This window comes from Lutibacter sp. (assembly GCF_046055765.1).
Classification (GTDB): Bacteria; Bacteroidota; Bacteroidia; order Flavobacteriales; family Flavobacteriaceae; genus Lutibacter.
In genome coordinates, this window is the sequence record NZ_JASFZF010000006.1 from 1 (window position 1) to 20,302 (window position 20,302).

The 20,302-nt window shown below is 29.4% G+C and carries 21 protein-coding genes and 1 pseudogene; 18 read left to right on the forward strand and 4 right to left on the reverse strand.

The features are described from left to right. The 18 genes from QM495_RS00420 to QM495_RS00505 form a co-directional block, all read left to right on the forward strand. Positions 1 to 1,585, forward strand: a 1,585-nt coding sequence (locus QM495_RS00420) for a DUF5915 domain-containing protein (RefSeq protein WP_408670129.1), incomplete at its 5' end; no start/stop codon positions are given. A gap of 4 nt (positions 1,586 to 1,589) precedes the next feature. After that, positions 1,590 to 1,967: a TraR/DksA family transcriptional regulator gene (locus QM495_RS00425; RefSeq protein ID WP_408670130.1), complete on the forward strand. Its 378-nt coding sequence runs from the start codon at positions 1,590 to 1,592 to the stop codon at positions 1,965 to 1,967. A gap of 75 nt (positions 1,968 to 2,042) precedes the next feature. Then, positions 2,043 to 2,645: a lipoprotein signal peptidase gene (locus QM495_RS00430; RefSeq protein WP_408670170.1), complete on the forward strand. Its 603-nt coding sequence runs from the start codon at positions 2,043 to 2,045 to the stop codon at positions 2,643 to 2,645. Between the two features lie 59 nt (positions 2,646 to 2,704). Continuing rightward, complete coding sequence (locus QM495_RS00435; RefSeq protein ID WP_408670131.1) at positions 2,705 to 3,037, forward strand: ArsR/SmtB family transcription factor; 333 nt, start codon at positions 2,705 to 2,707, stop codon at positions 3,035 to 3,037. Positions 3,038 to 3,096: 59 nt separating this feature from the next. Then, positions 3,097 to 3,426 carry a thioredoxin family protein gene (locus QM495_RS00440; RefSeq protein ID WP_408670132.1) on the forward strand — a complete coding sequence of 110 codons (330 nt, stop codon included), beginning with the start codon at positions 3,097 to 3,099 and terminating at the stop codon, positions 3,424 to 3,426. A 28-nt stretch (positions 3,427 to 3,454) separates the two neighbouring features. Further along, positions 3,455 to 4,483, forward strand: a complete 1,029-nt coding sequence (arsB, locus tag QM495_RS00445; RefSeq protein ID WP_408670133.1) for an ACR3 family arsenite efflux transporter — start codon at positions 3,455 to 3,457, stop codon at positions 4,481 to 4,483. Then, a complete protein-coding gene (locus QM495_RS00450) occupies positions 4,484 to 4,900 on the forward strand; it encodes an arsenate reductase ArsC (protein ID WP_408670134.1) in 417 nt (138 codons plus the stop codon). Positions 4,901 to 4,905: 5 nt separating this feature from the next. After that, on the forward strand, positions 4,906 to 5,883 hold the full coding sequence (locus QM495_RS00455; RefSeq protein WP_408670135.1) for a permease: 978 nt from the start codon (positions 4,906 to 4,908) through the stop codon (positions 5,881 to 5,883). Positions 5,884 to 5,951: 68 nt separating this feature from the next. Beyond that, the gene (locus tag QM495_RS00460; protein WP_408670136.1) at positions 5,952 to 6,386 is read left to right on the forward strand and encodes a hypothetical protein; all 435 of its coding nucleotides are present in this window, start codon (positions 5,952 to 5,954) and stop codon (positions 6,384 to 6,386) included. Positions 6,387 to 6,388: 2 nt separating this feature from the next. Beyond that, positions 6,389 to 6,916 carry a hypothetical protein gene (locus QM495_RS00465; protein WP_408670137.1) on the forward strand — a complete coding sequence of 176 codons (528 nt, stop codon included), beginning with the start codon at positions 6,389 to 6,391 and terminating at the stop codon, positions 6,914 to 6,916. Then, positions 6,913 to 7,338, forward strand: coding sequence for a TlpA family protein disulfide reductase (locus QM495_RS00470; RefSeq protein ID WP_408670138.1), 426 nt, complete (start codon positions 6,913 to 6,915; stop codon positions 7,336 to 7,338). Before QM495_RS00465 ends, QM495_RS00470 begins: the two co-directional genes overlap by 4 nt. A 17-nt stretch (positions 7,339 to 7,355) precedes the next feature. After that, positions 7,356 to 7,793, forward strand: coding sequence for a nitrophenyl compound nitroreductase subunit ArsF family protein (locus QM495_RS00475; protein ID WP_408670139.1), 438 nt, complete (start codon positions 7,356 to 7,358; stop codon positions 7,791 to 7,793). Next, positions 7,794 to 8,504 (forward strand): aromatic aminobenezylarsenical efflux permease ArsG family transporter, encoded by a 711-nt coding sequence (locus QM495_RS00480; RefSeq protein WP_408670140.1) that lies wholly within the window; start codon positions 7,794 to 7,796, stop codon positions 8,502 to 8,504. A gap of 139 nt (positions 8,505 to 8,643) precedes the next feature. After that, a complete protein-coding gene (locus tag QM495_RS00485) occupies positions 8,644 to 9,234 on the forward strand; it encodes a TetR/AcrR family transcriptional regulator (protein WP_408670141.1) in 591 nt (196 codons plus the stop codon). Positions 9,235 to 9,246: 12 nt separating this feature from the next. Continuing rightward, a complete protein-coding gene (locus tag QM495_RS00490; RefSeq protein WP_408670142.1) occupies positions 9,247 to 10,548 on the forward strand; it encodes a TolC family protein in 1,302 nt (433 codons plus the stop codon). After that, complete coding sequence (locus QM495_RS00495) at positions 10,545 to 11,600, forward strand: efflux RND transporter periplasmic adaptor subunit (RefSeq protein WP_408670143.1); 1,056 nt, start codon at positions 10,545 to 10,547, stop codon at positions 11,598 to 11,600. The genes QM495_RS00490 and QM495_RS00495 overlap by 4 nt, the downstream gene beginning before the upstream one ends. A gap of 6 nt (positions 11,601 to 11,606) precedes the next feature. After that, on the forward strand, positions 11,607 to 14,687 hold the full coding sequence (locus tag QM495_RS00500) for an efflux RND transporter permease subunit (protein WP_408670144.1): 3,081 nt from the start codon (positions 11,607 to 11,609) through the stop codon (positions 14,685 to 14,687). 15 nt (positions 14,688 to 14,702) lie between these two features. Then, a complete protein-coding gene (locus QM495_RS00505) occupies positions 14,703 to 15,065 on the forward strand; it encodes a carboxymuconolactone decarboxylase family protein (protein WP_408670145.1) in 363 nt (120 codons plus the stop codon). A gap of 1 nt (position 15,066) precedes the next feature. Here the strand turns inward: QM495_RS00505 and feoB are convergent. The 4 genes and pseudogenes from feoB to QM495_RS00525 form a co-directional block, all read right to left on the reverse strand. Beyond that, a pseudogene (gene feoB, locus QM495_RS00510) lies at positions 15,067 to 17,247 on the reverse strand (ferrous iron transport protein B). Positions 17,248 to 17,258: 11 nt separating this feature from the next. Next, positions 17,259 to 18,284 (reverse strand): DtxR family transcriptional regulator, encoded by a 1,026-nt coding sequence (locus tag QM495_RS00515; RefSeq protein ID WP_408670146.1) that lies wholly within the window; start codon positions 18,282 to 18,284, stop codon positions 17,259 to 17,261. Next, a complete protein-coding gene (locus QM495_RS00520) occupies positions 18,284 to 18,943 on the reverse strand; it encodes a metal-dependent transcriptional regulator (protein ID WP_408670171.1) in 660 nt (219 codons plus the stop codon). Before QM495_RS00520 ends, QM495_RS00515 begins: the two co-directional genes overlap by 1 nt. Positions 18,944 to 19,033: 90 nt before the next feature. After that, on the reverse strand, positions 19,034 to 20,266 hold the full coding sequence (locus QM495_RS00525) for a pyridoxal phosphate-dependent decarboxylase family protein (RefSeq protein ID WP_408670147.1): 1,233 nt from the start codon (positions 20,264 to 20,266) through the stop codon (positions 19,034 to 19,036). Positions 20,267 to 20,302: the final 36 nt, after the last annotated feature.

Consider the following 20,302-nt stretch of genomic DNA (forward strand, 5'->3'; position numbering starts at 1 on the left):
GTTTGATTCTGGCTCAATGCCTTATGCACAATGGCATTATCCGTTTGAAAATAAAGATTTAATTGACGAGAAGAAATTCTATCCAGCCGATTTTATTGCTGAAGGAGTAGATCAAACTCGTGGTTGGTTTTATACATTACACGCAATTGGAACTATGGTTTTTGATTCTGTAGCCTATAAAAATGTGGTGTCTAACGGGTTAGTGTTAGATAAAGAAGGTAAAAAAATGTCGAAGCGTTTAGGAAATGCTGCAGATCCATTTGAAACAATGGAAAAATACGGAGCAGATGCTACACGTTGGTACATGATTTCAAATGCAAATCCATGGGATAATTTAAAGTTTGATGTTGATGGAATTGATGAGGTTCGAAGAAAATTCTTTGGAACGTTATATAACACTTATTCATTCTTTTCTTTATATGCAAACTTAGATAATTTTACTTATGCTGAAGATGAAATAGCAATTGAAGAGAGACCAGAAATTGATCGTTGGGTATTATCAGAATTGAATACATTAATTAAAAATGTAGAGAAATTTTACGAAGAATACGAACCAACAAAAGTAGCAAGAGCAATTCAAGAATTTGTTTCAGAAAATGTAAGCAACTGGTTTGTTCGTTTAAGTAGAAGACGTTTTTGGAAAGGTGAATATGGACAAGATAAAATATCAGCATACCAAACATTATACACGTGTATGGTTACGGTTGCTAAATTAGCTTCGCCAATTGCGCCATTTTTTATGGATAATTTGTATAAAGATTTAACAACTATTTCAGAAAAAGAAAATTTTGAATCAGTACATTTAACTTCATTTCCAAAGTATGATGAGAGTTTGATTGATAGTAAGTTAGAGCGTAAAATGCAACAAGCTCAAAAAATATCTTCCATGGTTTTATCGTTACGTAAAAAAGAAATGATAAAAGTTCGTCAGCCATTACAAAGAATTATGATTCCTATTTTGGATGAAAACGATAGAGAAGAAATTTTGGCTGTTGAAAACTTGATAAAATCAGAAGTAAATGTAAAGGAAATTGAGTTAATTGATGATGCTTCAGGAATATTAGTAAAAATGATAAAGCCTAATTTTAAAGTACTTGGTCCAAAGTTTGGGAAAGATATGAGGTTTGTTGCTCAGGCAATTCAAAATTTAACACAAGATGACATTGCAACTGTTGAAAAACAAGGTGAAATTTCATTAAAAATTAATGAAAATATTGTAAATTTAACGCTCAATGAAGTTGAAATTTCATCGCAAGATATTGAAGGATGGCTAGTTGCAAATCAAGGCGGTTTAACCGTTGCATTGGATGTAACAATCACTGATGAATTACGTAAAGAAGGAAATGCAAGAGAGTTGGTGAACAGAGTACAGAACCTTCGTAAAGAGTCTGGTTTTGATGTAACTGATAAAATTAGATTGGTTATTCAAAAAAATGATATATTAGAGCAATCAATTTCAGCAAATGAACAATATATAAAAACTGAAACGTTAACAAATGAATTGGTGTTTGAAGATAAAGTAGAAAAAGGCATAGAAATAGCTTTTGACGATGTAAACACTAAAATATTAATACAAAAAGTGTAAGCTTATGAACGAAAATAATAGATATTCAGACAAAGATTTAGCTGAGTTTAAAGAGTTAATTTTATCTAAAATTAACTATGCTGAAGAAGACTTAGCATTGATTAATAGTGCTTTTAAAAATGACAGTAATAATGGGACTGATGATACATCACCAACCTTTAAAGCTTTTGAAGAAGGTTCTGAAACCATGTCAAAAGAAGCAAATGTACAATTAGCAATACGTCAAGAAAAATTTATAAGAGACTTAAAAAATGCCTTGTTGCGTATTGAAAATAAAACGTATGGTATTTGTCGTGTTACAGGAAAATTAATAATGAAAGAACGTTTAAAATTAGTTCCACACGCAACATTAAGTATTGCTGCAAAAAGATTACAGCAATAATTAATAAAAATTATAAAACGAATGGAGCTTCCTACTTTGGAGGCTTCCTTTTTTAAATACCAGAATTAAAATACAATAAAATTGAAAAAGGCCTTATTTATTATATTTATAGTATTGTTAATAGATCAAATTAGTAAATTTTATATTAAAACTAATTTTTTTTATGGAGAAGATGTTATAGTTTTTGATTGGTTTCGAATTCATTTTATTGAAAATAATGGAATGGCTTGGGGAGCTGAATTTGGAGGGAAAGCAGGAAAATTATTTTTAACAGTTTTTAGGTTATTTGCAATTACAGGAATTGGTTATTGGTTGTTTACTTCAGTAAAAAAGAAAGCGAATACTATTTTAATTGTTGCAATTTCCTTAATTTTTGCTGGTGCAATGGGGAATATTATTGATTCTGTTTTTTACGGAGTTATTTTTAATACCCCTGGAGGTCATGATTTAGCCACATTGTTTTCTGAACAAGCCACAGGAAAATTATTTTTCGGAAAAGTGGTAGATATGCTTTATTTTCCTATATGGAGTGGAGATTTACCAAGTTGGTTACCAATTTTGGGTGGAAAACCATTTACTTTTTTTAATGCTATTTTTAATGTAGCTGATACTTCAATTTCTACAGGCGTAGGTTTATTAATATTTTTTAACAAAAAAGCGTTCCCAAAAGGGTTATAGTAGTTTTTTTACGTAAAATATAATAATCCAAATACTAATCGTACATTTGCGATTAACTTATGAGAAGAACTATACAAAATATTACCTATTTGGAGGAAACAGAAGAATTAGCAAAATTTGCGAAAGCTTTAGGTCACCCAACAAGAATAAAAATTCTTAACTATTTAGAAAATCAAAGTTGTTGCTATACAGGTGATTTGATGGAAATGCTTCCATTGGCACAATCAACAATTTCTCAACATTTAAAAGAATTAAAAAATGCAGGGTTAATTCAAGGTGAAGTATCTCCTCCAAAAATAAAGTATTGTATTCAGCAAAAAAATTGGGTAAAAGCAAAAGAATTATTTGAGACATTTTTTCAAAAAAATATGACTAAAATATCGTGTAAATAAAAAAAATAAATACATCCATCGTTTATAGGCGATGATAAATAATAAAAAATAAACTTAAAATGAAAATAATAAAAATATTAGGAACAGGTTGCCCAAATTGTGTAAGTACGGAAAAAATTGTTACTGAAGTTGTAGCTACAGAAAAAATTGAAGCTCAAATTATAAAGGTTACTGATATTCAAGAAATAATGATGTATGATATTATGAGTACACCTGCCGTTGTGATTGATGAAATAGTGGTGGTTAAAGGAAGAGTACCTAGCGCTTCAGAAATTAAAGAATTATTAAAAGAAGAAGCTTGTTGTTCTACTACTGAGGATTCTTGTTGTGAACCTGTTTCTGAAAATAAATCAGATAGTTGTTGTGAACCTAAAAACGGTTGTTGCTAAAACAGGATTGAACTAATTTATTTTAATTATGAAAAAAAAGCTTAAACTATTAGATCGTTTTTTAACGGTATGGATATTTTTAGCAATGATTATTGGTGTTAGTTTGGGTTATTTATTTCCTCAAATTGCAAATGTAACTGAATCTCTTTCAGTTGGAACAACAAATATTCCGTTAGCTATTGGTTTAATTTTAATGATGTATCCACCACTTGCAAAAGTAGACTACAGTTTAATACCAACAGTTTTTAAGGACACAAAATTAATGTCTATGTCCTTGTTTTTAAACTGGATTGTAGGCCCAATTTTAATGTTTCTTTTAGCAATTATTTTTTTAAGAGACGAACCAGGATATATGTCGGGTTTAATTTTAATTGGTTTGGCGCGTTGTATTGCTATGGTAATAGTTTGGAACGATTTAGCAGGTGCAAGTAGAGAATATGGCGCTACTTTAATAGCTTTAAATAGTGTTTTTCAAATTATAACTTATAGTTTTTATGCTTGGTTATTTATTACGGTATTGCCTAATTATTTTGGTATAGAAGGATTTGATGTAAATATTTCGGTATGGGAAGTAGCCAAAAGTGTTTTAATTTATTTAGGAGTTCCATTTTTAGCAGGGTTTTTAAGTAGAAAACACTTAGTAAAATATAAAGGTGAAAACTGGTACAATCGTAAATTTATTCCATTTATTTCTCCAATTACATTAATAGCTTTATTAGCAACAATTGTACTAATGTTTAGCTTAAAAGGCGATTTAATTGTTGAAATCCCTTTAGATGTGTTGAAAATTGCAGTACCATTAGTCATTTATTTTGTGCTCATGTTCTTTGTAAGTTTCTTTGTTGGAAAAGCAATGAATATAGATTACAAACGTAATGCGGCAGTTGCATTTACAGCTACAGGTAATAATTTTGAACTTGCAATTGCAGTTGCTATTGCTGTTTTTGGTTTAAATTCTCCACAAGCTTTTGCTGGTGTAATTGGTCCTTTAGTTGAGGTTCCTGTGTTAATTGCTTTGGTGAATGTTTCATTATGGATGAAGAAATTTTTTTATTAAATGAGAATATTAATTTTATGTACAGGTAATTCTTGTAGAAGTCAAATGGCTGAGGGTTTTTTAAAATCTTTTGATGAGAATCTCGAAGTTTTTTCAGCAGGAACTACACCTGTTATTGAGGTACATCCTTTGGCAATTCAAGTAATGAAAGAGTTAGGTATTGATTTAAGTGCAAACAAGCCTAAATCAGTTCATCAATTTTTAAAAGATGAGTTTGATTTTGTAATTACTGTTTGTGGTGGCGCAAAAGAAGCTTGCCCAATGTTTACAGGTAGTGTAAAACACAGGCTTCATATTGGTTTTGACGACCCTGCTGAATTTACCGGATCTATTGATGAAGTTTTAAATGAATTTAGAAGAATTAGAGATAAAATTAAAAGAGATTTCTTTAATTTTTATAAAGAAAAAATAGCTTAAATATAATGTTTGACTGGATTCAACAAATAGCAGATTGGTTTGTTTTTGATGTTTTGAAGCTTCAAGAAGGAAATCATCTAGCTGAAGCTCTAAATTTTTTCATTTATGATACTGTGAAAATTTTATTACTAGTTTTTGTAATCATCTTTTTTATGGGAATTGTAAATAGCTATTTCCCAGTTGAAAAAGTTAGAAATTATTTATCGCGTAAAAAATTGTTTGGTTTTGAATATTTAATATCCTCATTATTTGGTGTGGTAACACCATTTTGTTCATGTTCATCAGTTCCGTTATTTATTGGCTTCGTAAAAGGAGGAATTCCTTTAGGAGTTACATTTTCTTTTTTAATAACATCTCCACTAGTAAATGAGGTTGCAATAGGCTTATTTATAGGTTTATTCGGTTTAAAAACTACAGTGATTTATGTGATTAGCGGAATTTTATTGGGGACTATTTCAGGAATTATTCTTCAGAAATTAAAACTTGAAAAATATTTAACACCTTGGGTACAACAAGTTCTTGAAAAATCACAAAAAGAAACAGATAAGTTTGAAGTTGCTTCCTCTACCTTTAAAGATAGACTGCCATCAATTTGGGTAGATACCAAATCAATTTTAAAAGGAATTTCACTTTATGTAATTATTGGAATTGCCATTGGAGGATTAATGCACGGTTATATTCCAGAAGGATTTTTTGAAGCGTATTTAACTAAAGATAATTGGTTTGCAGTTCCAATTGCAACCATTTTTGCTGTGCCAATGTATTCGAATGCATCAGGAATTTTACCTATTGTACAAGTATTGGTTGCTAAAGGAATTCCGTTAGGAACTGCTATAGCATTTATGATGGGTGTAGTTGGGCTTTCATTACCAGAAGCTATGCTTTTGAAAAAAGTAATGACTTTCAAGTTAATAGGAATATTTTTTGGAGTAGTAACACTTTGTATTATTATTTCTGGCTATTTATTTAATGTTATTTTGTAAAACAATTTAATAATTTAAGCAAAGAATTTAATGATTTATTATTTTAAAGGATAAATAAAACAGATAAAATGAGTAAATTAAATTATAGCAAGCTAAAAACGGTAAATAAGAAAACATACTTAGGTTTATCAGATATGTTGCCTATTATTATTGGAATGATTTTATTAGTCAGCATTATAACAATTATGATTCCAGCATCTTATTATAATGTACTTTTTGATGGAAATATAATATTTGATTCTATTAAAGGGGCAGTATTAGGTAGCATCCTCACTGGAAACCCTGTTACAGGCTACATTTTAGGAAATGGTTTTTTAGAAGCAAATATTAGTTTAATTGCCATTACCTCATTTATTGTTTCTTGGGTAACAGTTGGTTTAGTTCAGCTGCCTGCAGAATCTTTAGTTTTAGGAAAAGTATTTGCATTTTATAGAAATATTACGGCTTTTATGATGTCTATTGTAGTTTCCTTTTTAACTGTTTTAATTCTAAATTTAATTTAAAAATGGAAAAGAAGGAGCACATTAAAAAAAGTTATGGGAAATGGATTTTCTTAGCTGTGGTTATCCTAATTTTAGGAATTATTTATTTTGTTAATTCAAATAAATTTATTCTAATTTTAGAACAATTTCAAAATTTATTATTTCAAATTATCCCTATTTTATTCATAGTTTATTTTATAATGTTACTTACCAATTATTTTATAGATAAAAATAAGCTAAAAAAATATTTAGGTAAAGATGCAGGTGTAAAAGGATGGGTAATTACTATCATTTCAGGGATTTTATCAATTGGCCCTTTATATTTATGGTATCCTCTGATGAAGGATTTACAAGAAAAAGGAGTGAAAGATAGATTTTTAGTAACATTCTTATTCAACAGAGGAATTAAATTGCAATGGTTGCCAATGTTAATAATATATTTTGGACTTAAATATTCACTTATTTTGTTATTTACAATGGCTATTGTTTCTATTCCACAAGGTATAATTACTGAAAAACTGATTAAAATTTCTTCAAAAAATAAATTATGAAATATATATCAATTCTATGCGTAAGCATCCTATTATTTTCTTGTGAAGGAAAAATAACATCAAAAAAAGATGTAGCAACCGTTAAAAATATGGCTAGTAAAGTAGAAGTCAAGGCAAGTTTAACTTCTGAAACAAACAACGCTAAAGTCACTTTTATAGAGCTAGGTTCTGTACGTTGTATTCCTTGTCAGAAAATGCAAGGTGTTATTAAATCTGTAAATAAAAAATATGGAAAACAAGTCAAAACAATTTTTTATGATGTTTGGACAAAAGAAGGGAAACCTTATGCTGAAACTTATAAAATAAATTTGATACCAACACAAGTATTTTTAGATAGCGAAGGAATAGAATATTACAGACATGAAGGATTTTTTCCTGAAGAAGAACTCGAAAAAATATTAAAACAAAAAGGGGTTAAATAAAATCAAAAAATAACAAAATGAAAAATATCAAATTTAGTATCATCATAGCAATTAGTATACTGCTTTCATCTTGTAGCAGTAAAGTTAAACCTAAATCTCAAGCTTTAGATACATCCATTTCAAAAATTGAAGTAATAGACTTTTATTCAACTCACAGATGTGTAACATGTAAGGCTATTGAAGCAAATGCAAAATATACTTTAGATACTTATTTTTTGAACGAATTAAACGAAAATAAACTCACTTTTCAAACTATCAATGTTGATGAAGAACAAAATTTTAAAATAGCTGAAGAATATAAAGCTACAGGAACTGCATTGTTTTTAAATATTATTAAAAATGGTAAAGAAACTCATATTGATTTAACCGATTTTGCTTTTATGAAAGGAATGGATAAAGAAGCTTTTTCAGAAGAGTTAAAATCAAAATTAGAAGCTGAGTTAAAGAATATTTAGATGGAGTACTTACAAACACTTCTCGAAAATTATAATCTTCCTATTTTATCAGCATTAATACTTGGGCTAATGACCGCCATTAGTCCTTGTCCTTTAGCAACTAACATCACTGCAACAGCTTTTATTTCAAAAAATATTACTAATAAAAAGTTGGTTTTTTTAAGTGGATTATTGTATTCTCTAGGACGAGCATTTAGCTATACCGTAATTGGATTAATTTTATTTTTTGGGGCAAGCAAGTTTCAAATAGCACGGTTTTTTCAACAAAATGGAGAAAAATATTTAGGTCCGCTACTTATTGTTGTTGGTTTAATTATGTTGAATGTGATTAAGTTGAATTTTTTAGGAAAATTAAATTTCACTGAAAAATTCACCAACAAGTTTAAAGATAAAGGTTTACTAGGCTCTTTTTTAATAGGAGTTGTATTTGCGTTGGCATTTTGCCCTTATAGTGGTGCATTGTATTTTGGAATGTTAATTCCAATGACCATTTCAAGTACAAACGGTTTGTACTTGCCAATTATTTTTGCTTTTGGTACGGGATTACCGGTAGTTTTATTTACTTATTTATTGGCTTTTGCAGCAGGTAGTGTAGGAGTATTTTACAATAAAATAACCAAGATAGAAAAAGTAATGCGCTATGTTGCTGGACTAGTATTTATACTAACGGGTTTGTATTATGTACTTATTTTTACAGAGATTATTCAATAACCAATTCAAATAACATTCTCCTTATTTAAGCAACTTAAAAAGTATCAATTAATTGTAGCAACTATTAATTGTAACTATTGCTACAATTAATGTTGAATTTTGCCATACCTTTGTAAGTGAATACTTACTTACATCTATTATGAAACGTTTAGATACCGAAACACGACAAATTTTAATTAAAGAGGCTGTGCTAGATATTATTTCAACTGAAGGAATGTCAAAGCTATCGACCAAAAATATTGCTTTGAAAGTTGGCGTAACTGAAGGAGCAATTTACCGTCATTTCAAAAGTAAAAAAGCAATTCTACTATCCATTATACTAGATGTTTATGAAAATTTGGTTGTGAAGCAAGAAGAAATTGCAATTTCAAATTTAGCACCTTCAAAAAAATTATTTACATTTTTCTGCAAACAAATACAGTATTTAATAAAGAATAAAGGTATTACTATTCTACTTTTTTCTGAAGCTACACATTCCAATGATTCTGAACTAAAAAAACAATTACTTAAAACATTAAAAGCACAAAAACAACTATTAATTAAAATAGTACAAGAGGGAATTGATAAAAATGTATGGGATAAAAACTTAAATTTAAATGATTTTTCAACACTTTATATGGGAATACCAGTAATATTAAATATTGAATTAATTCTTCAAAAAGAGAAATTTAAAAGTGATGAGTTTTGTACTAAAATGTTTTATCTATTATTAAAAATTCTAAAAAAATAAATTATTTATCTAATGAAAACTAAAATTTTAATATTAAGTCTACTCCTATTATTCTTAGTTCCTAAAAACAATTATTCACAGGAAATTAATAATATACAAGACCTATTTAGTGCTTTAAAAACGAACCCTCAAACAAAAAGTGATGCATTAGCGTTTGAAAAAGCAACAACAGGAAAACAATTAGCATATAGCGCTTTATATCCAAAAATTACGGCGTTTGGTACTTATGATAATACTTCTATTCCAACAGGAATGATACCAGTGCCTCCTAACGTTATGTTTTCTATGATTCAAGATCCGAGTATACCTCAACCTTTTAGCGATCAAATTTTTAGAGCTGGTGTTAGTATTTCAATGCCGGTATTTATAAAATCTATTTATACGATGGCGAGCAAAGCAAAACACATGCAAAAATCAGCTAAAGCAAAAAAACATATTAATTTATTGCAAAATGAAGCGATTATTATAAGCTCTAATGCTAATTTGCAATATATAAATGCTTTAGCAAAAGCACTTGACAGTAAAAAAGAATCACTTTTAAAAACAAAAGAAATAATTGCTTTAAAAGTGAAAAATGGCAGAGCTCCAGGTTCAAGTTTGTTAATTATTAACAATGGTGTAAATCAGGTAGAAGCTACTAAAAACGAAATTGCTATTAATCGTCTAAAAGCAATAGAAGCTATTGAAACTTTAACAGGAATAAGAATGGAAAACCCTGTAGATATGCTTGAAATTAGCAAAAGTATAGATACAAGTGCTATGAAGGCATTAGAACCTCTAAAACAAAAAGTTATTGCCGATAAATTAAATTATAGAGCTGAAAAAGAAAAGTTATTACCATCCATTTTGCTTAGAGGAAATTATAATCACAGCTTTGCAAATTCTTATAATAATGATATTGCAATTGATGAAAATTATACCACATTTGGTTTAGTTGTAAGCATGCCACTTTTTAATAAAAGTCAATATACTCAAATTAAAAAAAGTAAAATAACTTATAATGCTACTCAAAATGAATTTGATAAACTAAAATTGTCTTTAGAATCTCAAGCTAATCAATTAGAAAATAGTTTACAATTGTTGTATAAATCAGAAAAATTGTACCAACAAAACATACAAGATAAAGAAGAAATTTTAAAAATAGCAAAAGTAAGTTATAGCTCTAATAGAATAGCTATTGAAGATTATTTAAAATATGAAGATGATTTGGTTTTAGAAAAATCAAAACTATATAAAGCACAAGCCGAAAAATGGCAAACATTAGTAAAATTAGCAGTAATTTATGGTAATAACATTGAAAATTTAATAAAATGAAAACGATAAAAAATAAAAAAATAATAGGAATAATTGTAGTAATAATAATTATTATTTTAGCAATTTTTGCTGTAGTTAATGCAAAACGTAAAGAAGCTAATATGCCAATTGCCAAACAATATGGAATTGTAGTACCAACGTTTAAACCAGTAGTAGCAGAAGTAATATTAACGCTTCCTTATTTGGCTCAAACAGAAAATGATAAGGATGTAAAACTATCTTCAAAAGTAACTGCTCGTGTCAATTTCATAAAGCCTAGTGGGGCAAAAGTTAAAAAAGGAGATGTTATTGCCAGATTAGACAATACTTCTATTCAAACAAGTGCTATTAGTTTAAAATCTCAAGTTAAAGCAACAGAAATAGCTCTTAAAAATATAAGAGATACTCATAAAAGAACCAAAGAATTATTAGCTATAAAAGGAGCTTCAATTGAACAATATCAAAAAGAAGAAAGTGAATTGGAAGCTTTAAAAGCTAAATTAAATACTCTACAACAAAATCAAATTGATGTTGCCAATACATTAACGTATGTTACTATTTTATCCCCAGTTGATGGTATTATTTCAAAGACATTAGTCAATAATGGAGATATGTGTTTACCCGGTCATCCAGTAGCAAATATTAGTGCTACTAATGGTTTTTATTTATTGTTAAGAATTCCAACAGATTTACCTATTTATGGCGTAAGTTTTAATAACAAAAGTTATCCTGTTGTTGCTTTAAATAGCACCTTTAACAATCTAGCTGAATACAAAGTGTATGTAGATTCAAAAGGATTTACAACAGGCGATAGAATTGAAGTGAATGTTATTGTATTTAAAGGTAATGCTATAAAATTGCCATTTGATGCTATACTTAATCGCGATGGAAAAAGTTTTGTTTTGATAAATGATAATAGCAAGGCGAAAGCAATTCCTGTAGATATTATTCAAACAGGTGAAAATGGTTTGGTGGTAGTCAATACCAATTTAATAGGTAAAGAAATAGTTGTTGCTAAACAAGATATTTTATTAAAACTCCTTGGAGGTTTAACTATACTAACTCAAAAATAAAAAGTTATGTTTGATTATTTTTATAAACGACCATATACATTATATGCAATTATAGCAGGTTTCTTTATTATGGGGATAGTTGGTCTAGTTACTTTACCTAAAAATCTATTTCCTGATGCAAACCCTCCACAAGTAATTGTAATTACAAATGTTCCTGGAGCAACAGCACAAGTAGCGGCAAATACCGTTTCAAAACCAATTGAACAAGAAATTTCAAGATTAGGTTTAGTAACCGATGTGAGCTCTGTAAATGTTGCAAATTTTTCAATAGTAAAAGTTGAATTTGGTTACAAAAAAGATTTAAATGCAGCTGCTGTTGATGTGGCTAACGCATTGTCTATTGCTAAAGGGAAATTACCCGCCAACGTAAATCCGGCTATTTATACCGCAGGTGATTTTACGTTACCTGTAGATATTATATCATTAAGTCCAAAAAATAATAATATTAGCACTGCTGATATTAGAAAAATAGCTGAAAGTTTTATAAAACCATACTTATTGAGTAATCCTGAAATAGGAAATGTAGAAGTTTTTGGGGGCTATCAAAGTGCTATAAATATTGAAGTTGACCCATTTAAAGCAAAACGTTATAATGTTAATTTTGAATCTATAGCAAAAGCTATTCAAGTATTAAATAAAGATATACCAGTTGGTTTTGTAAAAGGGGAGAACAGCTTTTATACCATTACTTTTTATGGAGAAAAAGATAATATTGAAAAAATTAAAAATATCAATATTTTACCCAATGTACAATTAAGAGATGTTGCCGACGTAAAATGGGGTTTTAAAAAAAGAACTAGCGGATATATTGGTAATGGTAAACAAGCTATAGCTTTAGCTGTACAACGTGCTCCTGGAGGAAGTGTGTTGGATGTAAGTAAAGCGGCCAGAGCCGAAATGAAAACTTTACAAGCCAAATATCCTAATATCAATTTCGAAATTTCCGATACGCAACGCAATCTTATCGAGTTGGCAAACTCTAATATGTTAGACGCTTTACGTGATGCTATCATATTTACACTTATTGTTGTTTTATTCTTTTTAGGAAATTTTAGAGCCATTATTGCTGCAGGTTTATCAATCCCTATGGTATTTTTTGCAACGATGGCTATTATTTGGTTAACTGGTGGCGAATTGAATATTGTAATATATACTGCTATAATTTTAGCTCTGGGTATGTTAACAGATGATGCTGTAGTCGTTTTAGAAAATGTAGAACGGCACCTTAATGAACTAAAAGAAGATTTAGAAACTGCCATTATTAAGGGTACTAAAGAAGTTATTGCGCCAATTTTTGCTGGAACAATTTCTACTATTGCTGTAATATTTCCTTTAATGTTTATAGGTGGTTTTCCTGAAAAAATATTTAAACCCTTAATATTTACATTAATTATTGCATTAATAATTTCATTTTTTATATCCATCACGTTTATTCCACAATTATTAAAAAGACTGTATAAAAATGGGTTTAGAAAAACCAAAGTAGAATTGTGGTTTGATCGTGCTTATGAAAATTCAGTTGGTAAATTAGTTGAACCTTATGTAAATGTGATTAAATTTTCTAATGGTAAACGAAAAGTTTTAAGAAGAATTGTATTAACTGTTGGAGTTGTAATTTTATTATTAGTGAGTATGGGCAGTATTATGCCAACTATAGGTAAAGATGCGATGCCACCAATGGATACAGGTATTATTAAAGCACAAATTGCTTTTAGTGCTAACGAAACTGTAAATAGTGCTGAAAATAAAATGGAACCTTTTTTAACTTGGTTACACAAACAAGATTGGGCAGAAAAAAGTTCTGTTGCTTTTGGTACAGAACCAGGTGTTTTAAGTTTAGGGTCTGGTAATTTACCATCAGAAGCTACAATTACCATTAATTGTGTGGATCGTTTTCATAGAAAATTAACCATGTGGGAAATAGAAGATATTTTACGTGATAGGCTTTCAAAATTAGAAGGCTTAAAACGTAATGATGTTTTCGATTTTGGCGCAACTGCAGTATCTTCTGTAAAAGCACCATTAGATATTCGGTTAAAATCGCCTGTTGTAGATGGTTTAACCGATAAAACACATCAAGTAAGTGATGCTATTGCTACCATAAAAGGATTAACATCGGTTTCAACGAGTTGGGATAAAGATGTAAGCGAAATAGTGTTGGATATTGATGAAAATAAAGCCTTGAGTTTTGGTTTAACACCTTATCAAATCGCGATGCAAATTCCGGTTAAAGGTCAAGTAGTTGGGCTAAACGCCAATTTACAATCTATGAATACGCAGTATGTGCGATTGTATTTAAAAGGAAAATTTAGCGAAAATGAACAAACTTTAAGGCTGTTACCAATCCAATCAAAGTTTGGTGAAATCCCTCTTGAATCTTTAGCTAAAATTTCAAAACGATTAACCTATGCTAAGATCGAACGAAATAAAATGTTATACAGTGTAGATGTTAATGGATACAGAGCCAAACGGCCAATTACACATTTAACAGATGATGCAGATGCAGCTTTAAGTAAAGTTAAAAATCTAGACGATGTTATAGTAACGCAAGAAGGTGATATCCAAACCATAAATGATAGTTTTGACAGAATGATGAAAGCCATTGCCTTAGGAATCATCATCTTATTAATGGTGTTAATTGCTATTTATAAATCAGTTAAAATGGCCTTAATTATGATATTGGTATTACCATTATCCTTAATTGGTGCTGCTTGGGGAATGTTATTATTCCACAAACCAAGTTGTATGCCAAGTTTGTTAGGTATCTTATTGCTTTTTGGAATCATCATTAAAAATGCTGTATTGCTGATAGATTTTTACCAAAAACACCGTGCTAGTGGAGAATCGCCTTATGAGAGTGCTATAGAAAGTGTTCGTGTAAGATTTCGACCAGTATTAATGACAGCTTTTGGTACCATTGCCGGTATGATTCCTATTGCATTAGAAAATGCGGTTGGGTTAGAACGTTTAAGTCCATTGGCAGATGTGGCTATTGGCGGATTACTTATAGGAACACTTTTAACTTTAATTTATGTCCCTATTTATGCTTATGCAGTAGATAAAGATAAAATAATTAAAAAACAATAGAAATAATTTAAGAAGATGGAAACACAAAAGCCAACTATAGAACAAATCCTTACAAAAATGAAAGGATCTATGAATGGAGAATTGCCAAATGTGGTAAAACTAGCAAGTGAAAAATTGCCCGAAATGTTGTACGAACAAATTAGAAGTAATATGTTCGCAATGCCAGAAAATGGTGCTTTAGAAAACGAAACGAGAACTTTAATTTATTTAGGAGTTGCCATAGCAACAGGAGGTAAAACTTGCATCAAGGCAATGCTAAATAAAGCCAAAACGCAAAATATTTCAAAAGATAAATTAATTGAAACCTATAAAATTGTACGTTATGCTGAATCTTCTAGAATTTTGAGCAATGCAGAACAATTGTTTGAAGAATTATAATTTAAAAAACTATTCTCCAAATTTGAGCCACTAAAAAAGTAACAACAAAGCCTAAAATAACAGGAAAAATAGTAGCAACTGTAGTCCATTTTAGGCTTTTAGTTTCCTTATAAATAGTATAAATAGTTGTACTGCAAGGGTTGTGTAATAGGCTGAATAACATTAAGTTAATGGCCGTTAATAAAGTCCAACCTCCAGCTTTTAATATAGCACCTGTTGCATTAACTGAATCTAATTCAAACATCACCCCAGCACCATTTCCAGCCGATATTCCTGTAACTAAAACAGTTAACATCAATATGGTTGGAATTACAATTTCATTGGCAGGAATAGCAACGATATATGCTAATAAGATAACACCATTTAATCCAAATAAAAATCCAAATCCATCTAATGAATTTATAATCCAAGCAGCAATACTTTCATTTCCAATATAAATATTAGAAATTAACCAAATTATTGCACCAGCAGGAGCTGCAAAAACAATAGCTCTCCATAAAACAATTAGCGTTCTGTCAATTAAAGAAGTATAAATAGTTTTCCAAAATCTTGGCGGGCGATACGGAGGTAGTTCTAAATTAAATGTTGAGACCTCACCTTTTAACACTGTTTTAGATAATATCCAAGAAGAAAAAAACATAAATAATATTCCAAGCAATGCGATTCCAATAACTGCGGTTAGTGATGCTATTCCTGAAAAAGAAGTAGGAACTGTTGCTCCAATAAATATGGTAGCAATTAGTATTTGAGTTGGCCAACGACCGTTACATAATGAAAAATTATTGGTGAGTATAGCAATTAAACGTTCTCTTGGGCTATCAATAATTCTAGTAGCAACAACACCAGCAGCATTGCACCCAAACCCCATACTCATGGTAAGTGCTTGTTTTCCGTGTGCACCTGTTTTATTAAATAGAGTATCTAAATTAAAAGCAACTCTTGGCAAATAGCCAAAATCTTCTAAAAGTGTAAATAAAGGAAAAAAGATAGCCATTGGAGGTAGCATTACTGCAATAACCCAAGCAACTGCTAAATAAATACCATCAAATAAAAAACCACTTAACCAAATAGGTGTTCCAATATTGTTAGCAAATGTTTTTAAAACCGGATGAAAATCATCTAATAAAATTTGTGCTAATAATGATGATGGATAATTAGCTCCAGTAATTGTTAACCATAAAATAACGGCTAAAATTAAAAACATGATTGGAAATCCCCAAGTTTTACTTGTTACAATTTTATCTATTTTTGAATCTAAATTAAAATTAATTTTTGAAGTATCTTTTGAAACAGATTGACTTACTATATCAGAAGCATCAGCATAAATACCTTCTGCTAAATGATCGTGAAAATCATCGCCTATTTCCCAGCGTAACTCCTTTGAAAGTGTAATAATTTTATCTATATTTTTAGTGCTCATTTGTTTTTATAATACAAATTCTCCCTTTTCAAGAGCATTTATGATTTGTGTATCCCCTTCAAGTAATCTAAAAGCAATCCATCTGCTATTTGGTATCTTTGGATACTCTTTTTCAATTTCAATACTTAATTCTTTTACAGCATTTTCTATTTTTTTAGGAATATTTTTAATTCGATGTGGTTTGCAACTAATTTTGTTGTTAGCTAATTCGCTAATGGTTTGAATTAATTCTGGAATTCCTCGATTATACCGAGCACTTGTTGGTATTACGGGGATTCCTAAATTTCGAGCTAAATTCCGAGTGTTAATTTCTATATGATTTCTCTCGGCTTCATCCATTAAATTTAAGCACAAAACAGCCTTATTAGTAATTTCTAAAATTTGCAATACTAAATTTAAGTTGCGTTCTAATCTGCTTGCATCAACCACAATTACGGTTACTGTAGGCTTTCCAAATAAAATAAAATTACGTGCAACTTCCTCATCTTCAGATGTTGACAATAAAGAATAAGTTCCTGGCAAATCAATTAATTTAAAAGTTTCATTATTGTATTGAAATCCACCTTCAGCTCTGGTAACAGTTTTCCCTGGCCAATTTCCAGTATGTTGTTTCAATCCAGTTAACGCATTAAATACCGTACTTTTTCCTGTATTCGGGTTTCCAGCCAACGCAACAACAAAATCAAAATTAGAAGTATCGATTCCTAATTTTTTCAGTCCGTTTGCATTAAATTGAGAACAAGTTTCGCATACGCTTTTAATTGATTTTTCCATTAAATATCTTTTTTAATCAAAATATAGGAAGCTTGATTGTTTCTTAAAGCAATAGAAGTTCCTTTAATTAAATACGCTGTAGGTTCTTTTAAAGGATTTACCAAATCAATGCTAACACTCGCTCCTTTTACAAACCCTAAGTCTAATAATCTTCTCCTGCTATCTCCTCTACTTTCCTTTGAAAGCCCAATAATTGTTGCAGTTTCATTTTCCTTTAAACTTGTAAGTCGCATTAAATCATGTTCAACCTTAATATCATTCTGAAATACCGCTATTGTTAAATTTTCGGCAACTTCAGGAGAAAGTCGATATTCTTCACCTTCAGAATAAAAAGTAATCCGAGTTTTATTATTTTCTAAAACCTTTAAGATTGATCCAATGTGAATATTTTCTGCTAAAATTTGTTTATAAACTACTTCTGGCTCGTCTTCAATATGGACTATTTTCCCAGTGAAATATACGGGTAATGTAGTAAGAGAAACCCCTTTTAAAACTGGCATTTTTCCAGTTTGAGAAGGAATTGGATCTCCATGAGGGTCAAATTGTGGTTGTCCTAATTTAGAAGCCAATAAATTAACTTGTTCAACATCTAGTTCATGCTCTTTTCGTTCGGCTCTTTCGTGCCATTCTATTTTATCATACCCTGTTTTTTCTGCTAAAAATTTTTCCCAAAGTCGGTGGGTTCTAATAATTCGTAAGGCTTCTTTTCTACCTTCTAATGTTAATTGAACCAACTTATTTTCAATTGAAATCAATTTTTGAGAGACTGCAATATCAATGACTTTTGTAATTATTGAATTTTTAATTTTTAAGAATTCAAAAAGCTCTATTTTATAAACGGTTTTCCCTTCACTTTCAGAATGAAAAAGAAATTTTAAAATATCTTCGGCAATAACTTTTTTATTGGGCTTATAATTATTTTTGATGATCCAAAACCATCCTTTTTTTGGTTGAAACAAAAAAAATAGCACTGTTGCAATTACAAGAAATAGTAATAGCGATAAAAGTGGATTATAAGTTTGCATCAGTTTTTTATATATAAATTTTTGGCAACATTTTTTGAAATAATTAATTGCTGATTGTTATAGCTTATTTTAATTGAATTATCAAAAGGTTCAATTTCTTTCACTTTAATTTTTAAACCGATTTTTAAATTGTTTTTACTCAAATAATTTAAAAAATTATCGGAAGAATCCTTTACATGGAAAAATGTTCCTTCTTCATTTTCGTTTAATTGCGTTAAATTTTGTAGTTCAACTTTTTTTATTTTTCCGTGTTTTGAAGGAATAGGATCTCCATGTGGATCGAACGTTGGGAAATTTAAAAAAGCATCTAAATTAGCAATTAGTTTATCAGACTTGATATGTTCAAGTTCTTCAGCAAGTTCGTGAACTTCATTCCATTTAAAATGAAGTTTTTCAACTAAAAAAACTTCCCATAAACGATGATTTCTAATTATAGATAGTGCTACTTGTTCTCCTTTTAAAGTTAAGTTAACACCGTAGTATTTTTTATAGTCAATTAAGTTTTTAGTAGCTAATTTTTTTAGCATATCTGTTACAGAAGAAGCTTTTGTATTTAATGCTTTAGCAATAGCATTGGTTGAAGTTCCTTTTTTTTGAGTCAGGCTAAATTTATAAATAGCTTTTAAGTAATTTTCTTCTGTAGATGAGTACACCAAAATATAATTTTTATAAATATACAAAATAATATTTAGATGAATCTAAAAATTAGAATATAATTATTTTATGTAAATCTATTTTGTTCAAATAGTTTAAACTAACGCTTTTAATTCATTCACAAATTTCAGTAAATCTTCAATTTCAACGTGATCCATCATAATAACTTTGTACCATTTTTGATTTTCATTATGAGTATCTGGAACAAGGCCAAATTTATGTGCTAAATTTTCAGGAACAAATTTAGCTTTTAGGGTTACTATATTCATAAAAGGATCGCGGAAATATTCAATTGATAATTCATTCAATTGTTTACAAAACCATTCTGTACGAAGTAATAATGTGTTTATTTTTTCAAACCAGCCATAATATCCATAACTAAAAAGAATCATCCAAACAGCAATGGCATTGGCTCCAGAACGGCTTCCAACTAAGGTTAAATCCATTCCATCTACATATTGAGCTTCTTTGGTTAATACATTTTCAATCAATCCTTTTCTGCATAAAAACACACCGGTTCCATAAGGAGCTTGTAACATTTTATGTGCGTCAATGGTAATTGAGGAAATAGTTGGATTTAAAAAATTAATGGTTGAATTTTTATTTGAAATAGGGTAAATAAACCCTCCAAAAGCACCATCTATATGAATTTTAAACTCAACGTTATGCTTCGTTAAAATGCTAGCATACACATCAGGATTGTCAACAGATCCAAACATTGTTGTCGCCATGTTTGAAATAATGATAAAGTATTTTTTCCCTTCTGAAATTAAATTTTTAACAATATTATCTAGTTCTTCAACGATAATTTCTCTAGAATTAAAATCAACAGGAATATTTAAAGTATCAACACTTAATAAATTAGAACCTTTATGAACGGAATAATGGGTATCTTCAGAAGCTAAAATAACCATTTCATCCAGTGAAGCACCAAAATTCTTTTTATAATAATTTCTATAAATCCATAGAGCTTGAATATTTGCTTCAGTTCCTCCAGTGGCGATATAACCATCGTATTCATTTTCTTTGGCTTTAAAAATATCAACTGCTAACACTTCAATTACTTCTTTTTCAAGCTGTTGAGATCCTTTAAAAGCTTCTTCAGATTTACCTGTAGTATGACAGCCAATATTATTTGGGTTGGCTATAAAAGATTTTAACAATGGAGAATCATTTAAAAAAGCACCATTTGTGTTAAATACATTTTCATCTAAACGCGATACAGGGTAACCTAAAAATTTGCTAGTTTGAAAATTAACATTTGCGTTTAATGCTTTATCAATTTTATCAATTAAGGTTTCTTTTGAATATTTTTTCCAGTATTTCATGTTTCGTATTTCATGGGATTCTTAAAAAATGGTATT